The sequence below is a fragment of the Thiohalocapsa halophila genome, assembly GCF_016583825.1.
GTDB lineage: Bacteria > Pseudomonadota > Gammaproteobacteria > Chromatiales > Chromatiaceae > Thiohalocapsa > Thiohalocapsa halophila.
Genome location: NZ_NRRV01000115.1, coordinates 1 through 8856 on the forward strand (window position 1 = coordinate 1; position 8856 = coordinate 8856).

General features: G+C 55.0%; 13 protein-coding genes. 12 read left to right on the plus strand and 1 reads right to left on the minus strand.

Going from position 1 to position 8856, the window contains the following annotated elements; translation table 11 throughout:
* On the minus strand, window positions 1-145 hold a 145-nt coding region (locus CKO31_RS24455; RefSeq protein WP_200237831.1), incomplete at its 3' end, for a helix-turn-helix domain-containing protein.
* A 578-nt stretch (window positions 146-723) separates the two neighbouring features.
* Here CKO31_RS24455 and CKO31_RS24460 point away from each other — a divergent pair.
* The 12 genes from CKO31_RS24460 to CKO31_RS24515 all read left to right on the plus strand — a co-directional run bounded on the left by CKO31_RS24460 (window position 724) and on the right by CKO31_RS24515 (window position 8722).
* The gene (locus tag CKO31_RS24460; protein WP_200243011.1) at window positions 724-2538 is read left to right on the plus strand and encodes an ATP-dependent nuclease; all 1815 of its coding nucleotides are present in this window, start codon (window positions 724-726) and stop codon (window positions 2536-2538) included.
* Window positions 2535-2873: a UvrD-helicase domain-containing protein gene (locus tag CKO31_RS24465; RefSeq protein ID WP_200243014.1), complete on the plus strand. Its 339-nt coding sequence runs from the start codon at window positions 2535-2537 to the stop codon at window positions 2871-2873. Before CKO31_RS24460 ends, CKO31_RS24465 begins: the two co-directional genes overlap by 4 nt.
* A gap of 55 nt (window positions 2874-2928) precedes the next feature.
* On the plus strand, window positions 2929-3699 hold the full coding sequence (locus CKO31_RS24470) for a UvrD-helicase domain-containing protein (protein ID WP_200243017.1): 771 nt from the start codon (window positions 2929-2931) through the stop codon (window positions 3697-3699).
* Window positions 3699-4301, plus strand: coding sequence for a 3'-5' exonuclease (locus CKO31_RS24475; protein ID WP_200243020.1), 603 nt, complete (start codon window positions 3699-3701; stop codon window positions 4299-4301). Before CKO31_RS24470 ends, CKO31_RS24475 begins: the two co-directional genes overlap by 1 nt.
* Before the next feature lie 143 nt (window positions 4302-4444).
* Complete coding sequence (locus CKO31_RS24480; protein ID WP_200243032.1) at window positions 4445-4873, plus strand: TIR domain-containing protein; 429 nt, start codon at window positions 4445-4447, stop codon at window positions 4871-4873.
* Between the two features lie 20 nt (window positions 4874-4893).
* A complete protein-coding gene (locus tag CKO31_RS24485; protein WP_200243035.1) occupies window positions 4894-5496 on the plus strand; it encodes a hypothetical protein in 603 nt (200 codons plus the stop codon).
* A 144-nt stretch (window positions 5497-5640) separates the two neighbouring features.
* A complete protein-coding gene (locus CKO31_RS24490) occupies window positions 5641-5961 on the plus strand; it encodes a hypothetical protein (RefSeq protein ID WP_200243037.1) in 321 nt (106 codons plus the stop codon).
* 846 nt (window positions 5962-6807) lie between these two features.
* Window positions 6808-7011 carry a hypothetical protein gene (locus tag CKO31_RS24495; protein ID WP_200243040.1) on the plus strand — a complete coding sequence of 68 codons (204 nt, stop codon included), beginning with the start codon at window positions 6808-6810 and terminating at the stop codon, window positions 7009-7011.
* 49 nt (window positions 7012-7060) lie between these two features.
* The gene (locus tag CKO31_RS27770; RefSeq protein ID WP_369075147.1) at window positions 7061-7336 is read left to right on the plus strand and encodes a type II toxin-antitoxin system PemK/MazF family toxin; all 276 of its coding nucleotides are present in this window, start codon (window positions 7061-7063) and stop codon (window positions 7334-7336) included.
* Window positions 7337-7434: 98 nt separating this feature from the next.
* Window positions 7435-7572, plus strand: coding sequence for a type II toxin-antitoxin system HicA family toxin (locus CKO31_RS24505; RefSeq protein ID WP_438874035.1), 138 nt, complete (start codon window positions 7435-7437; stop codon window positions 7570-7572).
* A 170-nt stretch (window positions 7573-7742) separates the two neighbouring features.
* Window positions 7743-7904, plus strand: coding sequence for a type II toxin-antitoxin system HicB family antitoxin (locus tag CKO31_RS24510; protein ID WP_200243046.1), 162 nt, complete (start codon window positions 7743-7745; stop codon window positions 7902-7904).
* Window positions 7905-8515: 611 nt separating this feature from the next.
* Window positions 8516-8722 (plus strand): type II toxin-antitoxin system HicB family antitoxin, encoded by a 207-nt coding sequence (locus tag CKO31_RS24515; RefSeq protein WP_200243049.1) that lies wholly within the window; start codon window positions 8516-8518, stop codon window positions 8720-8722.
* Window positions 8723-8856: the final 134 nt, after the last annotated feature.

Consider the following 8856-nt stretch of genomic DNA (forward strand, 5'->3'; position numbering starts at 1 on the left):
ACAGCGTGCGCTCGTTCACGCCGAACGCCGCCGCTACTTCCGCCACCGGCTGGCCGCGCTTGACGGCGGCCACCGCCTGCATGCGCATGGTCTGCAATGACTGATGGTCGAGCTTGCGCCCGTCGGAATCGCGTTTGCATTTCATGCCGCCATTATACCAGACCTGGCTTTACTTTCGAGCGGCTTAGTAAGGGGTGTTATCCGGAAACCGGATAATCAATTGTTAAGTGCCAAGGACGAGTCATGAAGGCAGTCGTTGCGATACTGATCGGGCTTTTCATCTTCATGTACGTCGCAGAGGGAGTCATTCTCAATCCATTTGCTATATCGAATGCCGCTCCTTTACTTATCTGCTATGCCCTGTATAGGCGCGGGTGCGCAATACCGGACCAGAAACTGGTTTGGGGCGCCCTGGGATTTCTGGTCGGCAGCATGGCGGTTTCGGCACCGTTCCATATCGCATGGATGTTTGATTGGGGCCAGATCAAGAGCGGCTCCTCGACCGCCGGATTGGCTCTCTTGTTCGTTCCAATTTATGCCTGTATCGCGGGCGGACTAGGATTTCTGCTAGGTTGGCTAGCTCGCCATCTAGGCCCCCACTATGGCACTTAACACGTCACTCAAGCCGACTGGGCTACGCTGCGCTCCGCCCAGCGGCTTAGTTCTGCGTTAGCCAGAAATAGATCGTAATCCGCTTCGGCGCTACAGATATGAAGAGACACCATGAAAATTAGTCGAGTCGTAATAAGAAATTTCAGATCATTTGAGCGATTGGACGTTCCAATATCAGTAGGGACAACCTGTGTCATTGGTGAGAACAACACCGGCAAAAGCAACTTCCTCCACGCGATCCGACTATGCCTTGATGCGGGCCTTTCTTCGACTTACCGCTCGCTAATCCCAAATGATATTCACTCGGCGGTGGATATCTCGCTGCCAAGTCAAGTGTTGGTCGGCCTTGAAGTCACCGACTTTGCCGGAAAAGTCAATGAAGAAGCGCTTGTCGGTGCCTGGCAGAGCGAACCGGGGTTGGCCCGTTTGATTTATCGCTTCCGGCCGAAGACGAGCATACGCGAGGATTTGGAGTCAGGGGAGATCGAAGCCGGTGATCTGACGATCGAGGACTATCACTGGGAAATCAGTGGCGGCGGCGATCCCGGGCGGGACCTTGCCGATATCGAATGGGACGAAGATATCGGCGCTCAAATCCGGTTCTCTGACCTTCAATCATTCCTGGTCGTGTTCCTGCCCGCTCTGCGAGACGTTGAGAGCGACCTAAGACAGTTCCGGGCTTCACCTCTCGCACGGCTGATCAACGCGATGGAGATCGATCAAGACGAGCAGGAGGAATTGCTTGAAAATCTCCGTGAAGCCAATCAGGGGATCGCTGAATCGCCTTCCGTGGAGGCGATTGCGGGGGCCATAGACAGATCGTTCAAGGCCGTTACCGGCCCCGCGTTCAGCATGGATGTCGGTCTTGGCGTTGCCGAGCCCTCATTTCAGGCCATAGTCCGGGCTCTACGCATTCTGATGTCGAATGCCGCTATGAGCGATTTCGACCCATCGTCCAACGGCCTCGGCCTCAACAATATTCTTTACGTCTCGATCCTGATCGAGTATTTCCACAAGCGGCTTGCCCAGCAGAAGTCAGCCGGGCAGATCATTCTGTTTGAAGAGCCGGAGGCACATCTGCATCCGCAGTTGCAGCTTACCCTATTCAACGCGCTTAGCGCGCTTCCGTTCCAGTCGATCCTGACAACACACAGTACCCATATCACAGCACAGGCAGACCTGGCGTCCTATGTCGTGTTGACACAAACCGGAGAACCGGCCATCGCGTCATCAGTGCCTGCCGCGAATGGTGGGCTCGACGTAGCCGATGTCAGCGATCTCGAACGCTATCTGGACGCAACCAAATCCAATCTTCTCTACGCCCGCAAGGTCATGCTAGTAGAGGGTCCGGCCGAGTTATTCCTGATCCCCGCGCTTATCAAGCAAGTTAAACACATCGATCTCGCCCGCGAAGGGGTCTCGGTTATCCCGATCTATGGTGTGCATTTCGATGTTTATGCGCGTCTCTTCTCGGATAATGGATTACCCAAGCGGTGCGCCATTGTAACGGATGGGGACTTGACGCCGAGTGATGCCGAGCCGGGACTCGAAGGCGAAGACGAACTGCCGCCGCCACCGGACCTTGAGGCGCTGGAAAATGACTGGGTTCAGGTCTTCGCGTGCAAGACGACCTTTGAGCGAGCGTTGGTGTCTCCCGGCACGCTTGAGATGTTCGCGAGGGCGGTCGAGGAAGTCGGTGCGCCTATCGTCGCGGCACGACTGCGGGCCGGGCTGGATGCTATTGACGCAGGCATGGACGAGGAAGACGAGAAGGAACTGCTTAGCACGCTCCGCGCGTCGGTCCTCAATACCGCCAAGCGATTCGGGAAAGCCCGCTTCGCCCAGGTGGCGGCGCGGCATGTGGACTGCGCCGAAGCCATCCCCAAATATCTCGGTGGCACTGTCAGGTGGCTCGTTGAGGAATGAAGCTCACGACCGAACAAAAGACTGCCGTTCGCTGTGATGACAACGTTCTGATTACCGCCTGTCCCGGCAGCGGTAAGACACGGGTCATAATCTCAAAGCTGGTTCGGACACTGGATGAAGTCCGGGAAACGCCGCGCATGGTCGACTGTATTACCTACACCAATACCGCGGTTCACGAAATCGAGGCAAGGCTTCGCCACCATGCGCAACCGGGTGACGAGAACTTCTATGATGTTTGCACGATCCATTCGTTCTGCCTGAATCACATATTCCGGCCTTTCTGCCATCTTATTGATGGCTACAAGCAGGGCTTCAAGGTTCTGACGCCCGGATAGCGAAGAGTTTGCCCATTACGTTGCTTCGACCTGGGAGAGGTATGGGCGATATGACGTGAATTTCAGGGATATCGATGAGTTCGTAAATTTGCGGATCAGTCCCGAGGGCGATCCCGTCGGATACGGCATCGAGCGGGGTGCGCTAACCCCGGAGGTGGCAAATACTTTCTGGGAAATAATCCGCCGTGCCGGGTACATCGATTTTTCCAACATCATCTACTACTCGCTTCTGCTGCTGCGCGACCGTCCGGAGATCCTCGACTATGTTGCTTCCCGATTTGCATGGATTCTGGTCGATGAGTTTCAGGACACATCCGATCTTCAGGTCGAAATCCTTTCCCTGATCGAGGATCGCGGGCGGACCCGGTTCTTTCTCGTTGGTGATGTGCTGCAATCCATTTTCCGCTTCGCCGGAGCAAGGCCCGACCTTGCCGACGATTTTGCCGGACGTATCGGTGCGCGGACGGATTTGCCACTTTCCGGGAATTTCCGCTCCAGCGAGCCAATCGTGGCTCATGCGGAGTTGATCTTTGCTCGCACCCCGACCATGGAGGCGCTCGGCCCGACAAGAGCCTACACGCAGCGGCCTCAGTGGCAGCACGGACGCTCGGCCTTCGAGGTGCTTGCGGATTACTTCCTCCCAGCCCTAGACGGTCTGGGAATTCCGTATGGCAATGCCGTGTGCTTGCCTCGACTTGGTTCCCGTTGTTCCCGCTTGGCAGGCAACTCCGTGAATACGGGATCAGCATCGTTGGTCCCGGCGCACGACCGTACAAGCGCAGGTCGCAGTTTGCCCCGCTCGCTGAGCAGGTCTGCGGCTATCTGATGGAACCGAACCCGGACGCAATCGTCGGGATTGAGCGCACGCTGTTTAATACCCTTCTCGACATGACCGGCCGGGCGAATTTCGATGTCTTTTCGTATCGCGGCCGCGTTGTGGTGTTTGGCCTGCTGGAAAGAGGGGCGGAGCTGCACGAAGTCCACATGGGCGCAATTGCCTGGCTGGAAGCAGCAGCCCATGCCTTTTCTGAGGTCCTCATTGATGCGGAGTACATCACCGAAGGCGAACGGCACTTGTTTTTTGCTTCCGTGGAGGAGATGAAGTCGGATATGCAAAGGAACAAGGTGGATTTGGCCAATCTGGCAATCGCCGATCTGGGTATTTATGCGAGCCCGGATGCTGCGCTCAAGTTATCAACACTTCACTACGCGAAAGGGCGGGAATATGATGCTGTCGCGATGATCGACATGCATGAGGGAAGGATCCCGCATTATTACTCACGGACAGAGGAAGAGATCCTTGAATTCAAGCGCCTTTTCTATGTCGGCACAACCCGAGCTAGTCGTTTTCTCCTATATGTCACTGACAACTCGGGCCGGAACGGGCCATCTCGATTTCTGCGCGAGATTCAAGATTCTCTCAGGTGACAGGAGTCAATTGTAGAGATTCATGGCTAACAATCGCATGCACGCGGACCGCAAAAAGCTACGCTCGTTCCTCGCTGCGCTTTATGCGGCCGGTGATGCGCGGCGTTAGCAATATCAAATACCATCCAAATAAGGAGTTATATATGTCTCGAAAGAAGGTTTTTATATGTTTCGATTACGATCACGATCGAAACTATCGGTATTTGCTCAAGGCGCTTGCCGAAAACTCGGGATCTGATATTGAATTTGAAGATCTAACACCAGAAGAAATTCAAAGCGACGATGTCGGCCGAATCAAGGCCGCTCTACGGCGGCGCATTCGCGAGACGACCCACACTCTCGTGGTAGTCGGTAAGCATGCGAATTCCTATCACCCAAAGCGCGATGAAATCGGGGCAAGAAACTGGCAGTGGTGGGAAATTGAAAAAAGCGCCGAGGAGAACGGAAGGAAATTTATCGGCGTCAAGATAGAGTCTTCAAATTCAACCCCTGAGCCGCTACTTAACAAAGGTGCGACGTGGGCTCGAACCTTTAAGGTTGAAAGCATCCTTAAAGCCATCAATGATTCGTGAAATAGTGAGCCGATCGCACAATGAGTAGGGAAATCCTCTATGAACACTACAAAGATTCATGCGAGCGAATTCGTGACCGTGAAAAACAGCGGGATCGACTGTTCTTGATAGTAGTCGGTTTATTGGGGCTATTGGTTCTCGCGCTAAGCTACTCAGTCGTGCTTCACGCAGCCATACCGGAGATAAACCTTGGCGCTGTTAAGATAAAGCTTACGCGAGTGCCAATAACTGTCTTGTTGAGCACGGTATGGACATTTCTCGCTGCGCTAACTCTTAGGTATTACCAAGTCACGCTCGATATAGAAAAGAAATACGACAATCTACACGCGTTGGAACAGCGTCTGTCAGCGTCTCTTGGAGACGGGACTGCTATTGATAGGGAAAGTGCAGGCTATATAACAAAAAAGGGCAAGTGGTTCAGGCATTGGGCTTGGGTTTTCTACACTGCGGTTTTTCCAGTCGTCGTCATATCAATCGTCGTGTGGGCCATCGCGAACGAGGTTTCTGCCGGGTCAACACCTTTGAGTCACCGTGTCTATGACATAGCGCTTGCTGCGTTCACACTAGTATCAGTGGCTTCGTACCTCGGAGCGATCTGGGTAAAACGAAGCAACGGAGCCTGATGAGGCATAGAACTGCTAACAAGTGCGTAAACTCGGACCCGGCAAAGCGGTGTTCCTTCCGCTGCGCTACAGGCGCACCGCTTTGCCGGGCCGGTTACGCTGTTCGTTATGTGTTTATCAAGGAACGACTTAAAGGGTAAAAAAATGAAATATATTCTTACCGGGATACTCCTCTTTTCAGCTTCATCTACTACTCTGGTTTATCAGGTTCAAGGTGCAGGGACCATAAGCTGTGGTCGATATATCGAGGAGAAAAGAAACAGTCCCAGGCTAGAACACCTTGCTAATATGCATTGGGTTCAGGGGTTTGTGACTGGCGTCAACTATGCTGAATCCAATAATCTTGGAGCAGGAATTGATATGAATGCGATGGCTCAATATTTAGAAAACTATTGTTTGAAGAATCCTCTAAATGACCTGGCAGATGCATCAACAGAACTGGTGCGCGCCCTCAGAAAGAGATAACGCTTAACAATTTTCACATGAACAAGGTGGTTCGCCCGACCAAAAACCGGGATGCCGTTTTAGTCGTGGGTGCTGGTCGTTTTGTTCCAGATTGATTGCGTGGCTATCCTGGCGGAGTACGGCGCGGCCGGGAGGACTCAGAGTTGCTCGAATGGTTGGCACATTTAGCGTGTAACGCCGGATCGTTTTCCTCAAGCTCCGAGTTCCTAGTTCCCTTTCTAGCGACACTACTCGCTTCGCTGACTATCATTTACGTCAATTTTGTCAATCGCCGTGGGTTCTAGGGTCAGGTCTTGCAGCCACGCACTTTCTGGATTGCGTTGCTGATGCTGGATTGCAAGACCTGACCCTCAGGCCCCCTTGTGACCCTCAGGCCCTTGACCCTCAGGCCCTCTTGACCCTCAGGCCCTCCCGACCCACCAGCGGACTTTGCCGCCACCGCTTGAATGACAAGCGCGCGCGCAGACCGCCGGCGATTTGCACGCCCTGCCCGCAGGGACGGCCACCCCGTGCCCGCGCGCCGAAATCGGCCTTTGCACCAGCACGGACGCCTCCTCAGGCCCGCGCGCAGACGCAGCGAAGCCCCACCGGGGGACCGCAAGCCGGCCACAAGCACAACCGCGCCTCCCGTCCCGCAGTTTCACGCGGTCGTCGTTGACAATGGCCATCCATCAGGCGCAAATTCCAAAGCCGCAAGGGCCGGATCGCGCCGAAGTTACTCCTGGTTGTCGCAGCAGATTGGCGAAAGATGACAACAGCATGATCTGGAACTTTGGCCCGAGGGGCCGTCGAAAAGACTACGACAGTCCACCATCGTAGAAACGTATGACTCAGATTAGTATCGATATGCCCGACGACATCGCCCAAGAGCTCTATCGTCGCGCCCCGCAGCCGGCAGACCGCCTTCGCCTCGTTGAGACGATTTTTCGAGAGTATTTCGCTGGAAGCGGGAAAGCCACCGAACTTGAGCTTCTCAACGCAAATGCCGAGGAACTGAATCGCGAAGCAGAGGATGTTCTAGCCTACCAGGTGTATCTTGAAGAGAGGTGAGCTCTATCGCGTAGCACACCCGACCGCGCGTGATCCTAAGAGATCTCGCGTGTTCTTGGTCGTGAGCCGCCAGGTTCTTATCGATTCGCGTTTCTCTACGGTAATCTGTGCACCCGTTTACACCGCTTACCATGGGCTACAAACTCAGATTCCTGTCGGAACAAACGAAGGATTGAAGCACGAATCGAGTATCCATTGTGACGAGCTGATTAGCTTGCCCAAATCGGCCCTCACGGATTTTATTGGAAACCTCAGCAGAGAGAAATTGAAACAAGTGGCCCGAGCGCTGGCAGTTGCCCTGGACATCGCAAACGCCCAACAATAGCGGCACCTTGGACGCCCGATTCGCTGTCGGCGCTAAGGCGCCGACAGCGAAAACTGGGCACAGAAGAAGGGGTCAGGTTTTGCCTCTTGCCTTACACATTGGTTGCAACAAGAGGTGGCCATAGGCAGTTCAAGCATCCCGACAAGCCAGGTCGGGTTACCGTATTTGGAAGGCCAAGCGACGAAGTCGCCCCAAGCACAAAGAACAGTATCTTCAAGCAAGCAGGTTGGAGGTGACACCTTGCGCTTCGCAGTCGTCATCGAAAAATCAGAAAGCAACTACTCGGGGCCTTGATCATAACTCCGACCACCTTCCGCGTCGGCCTCCGGCGCTCCAGCCTAAGTGTCTGATTTCTTGCGCATGGCGGAAGCTAAACCACCGGCGACACTAGGTTTTGGACGGACTTATGATCAAGGCCCCCGGCTGCATCGCGACGGGCGGGACGGTCGCTGAAACAGAGGCGCAAATCCCGGAAGCAATCGCCTTTCACTTAGAAGGCATGCGGGAGGATGGCATTTCTCCTCCAATCCCACAAAGCCAAGTAGAGTATGTTGAGGTAGCCGCCTGACGAGTGGCTCGGCCCGACAGCCCGTTGCCGCGCCGTCGCTTCGCGAACTGCGCTGCAATAGGCGGCGGTCCAGCCTCTACTTTGTCGCGCCGAGCAAAGCTCGGCGTCTCTTGCCGGGTGCAAGTCCCGGTCGGGTAAGGGCTAGCCACCCACCCGCATCGAGTGTTGATCCTGCTGCGGAGCTTTGTGCCCCGCAACCATATTTGCAGGGCAAGCGTACACAGAGAATCCTGTAGGCCGTAGGGGAGATCGCGCTCCCCGAAATGCGCCTGTTAAGGTCAGGGCAGCTTCGAGAAACCTAACCCGCAGATGACGACACTGTTAACGTCCGGGAAGTCGAGTCGACGTGAAGCGCGCGCGAAGGGCGAGTGTGTGGACGTGCGCCCGAGTCCTTAAGATCTGGCATCCAGCAGCGGAGACGTCAGAGAGCTCGGGAAGCCCCGAAGGCTCCTCTACGAGGTGACACGATGAAATCGACCGGGCTGGGACACGAACGGCTGAAGAGCCCAGCTTACTCACAGGCGACGGCGTGCGCTTCGGTGGGGTCGTCGAACATGGAGCGGGCAGGAAGGCGGGAGACTGCCGCATGCCGCAGACAATCGAGGTGAAATATGCAATTCACTGTAGAAATAGAACAGGAAGTGGACGGGAGATGGATTGCAGAAGTCTCTGAGATTCCGGGTGCGATGAAATACGGAAGCACGAAAGACGAAGCAATCGCGCATGTCGAAGCACTGGCTCTTCGGGTTCTCGCCGAGAGAGTGGAAAGTGGCGAGCAACTGGCAGAACCGATCCACATCAATTTCGCTGCGGCATGAGCCACTGGCTAGGTAGTTCAGTTTCCGCAAAATCCGCCCCCGCTCGTTCATGCAGAACAGCTTCTTGGCGAGGAAAGCGGAGGCGGGGCTTGAAGAGTTGACGGGAACCTCTGAAAATCCCTCGATCTGCTGGC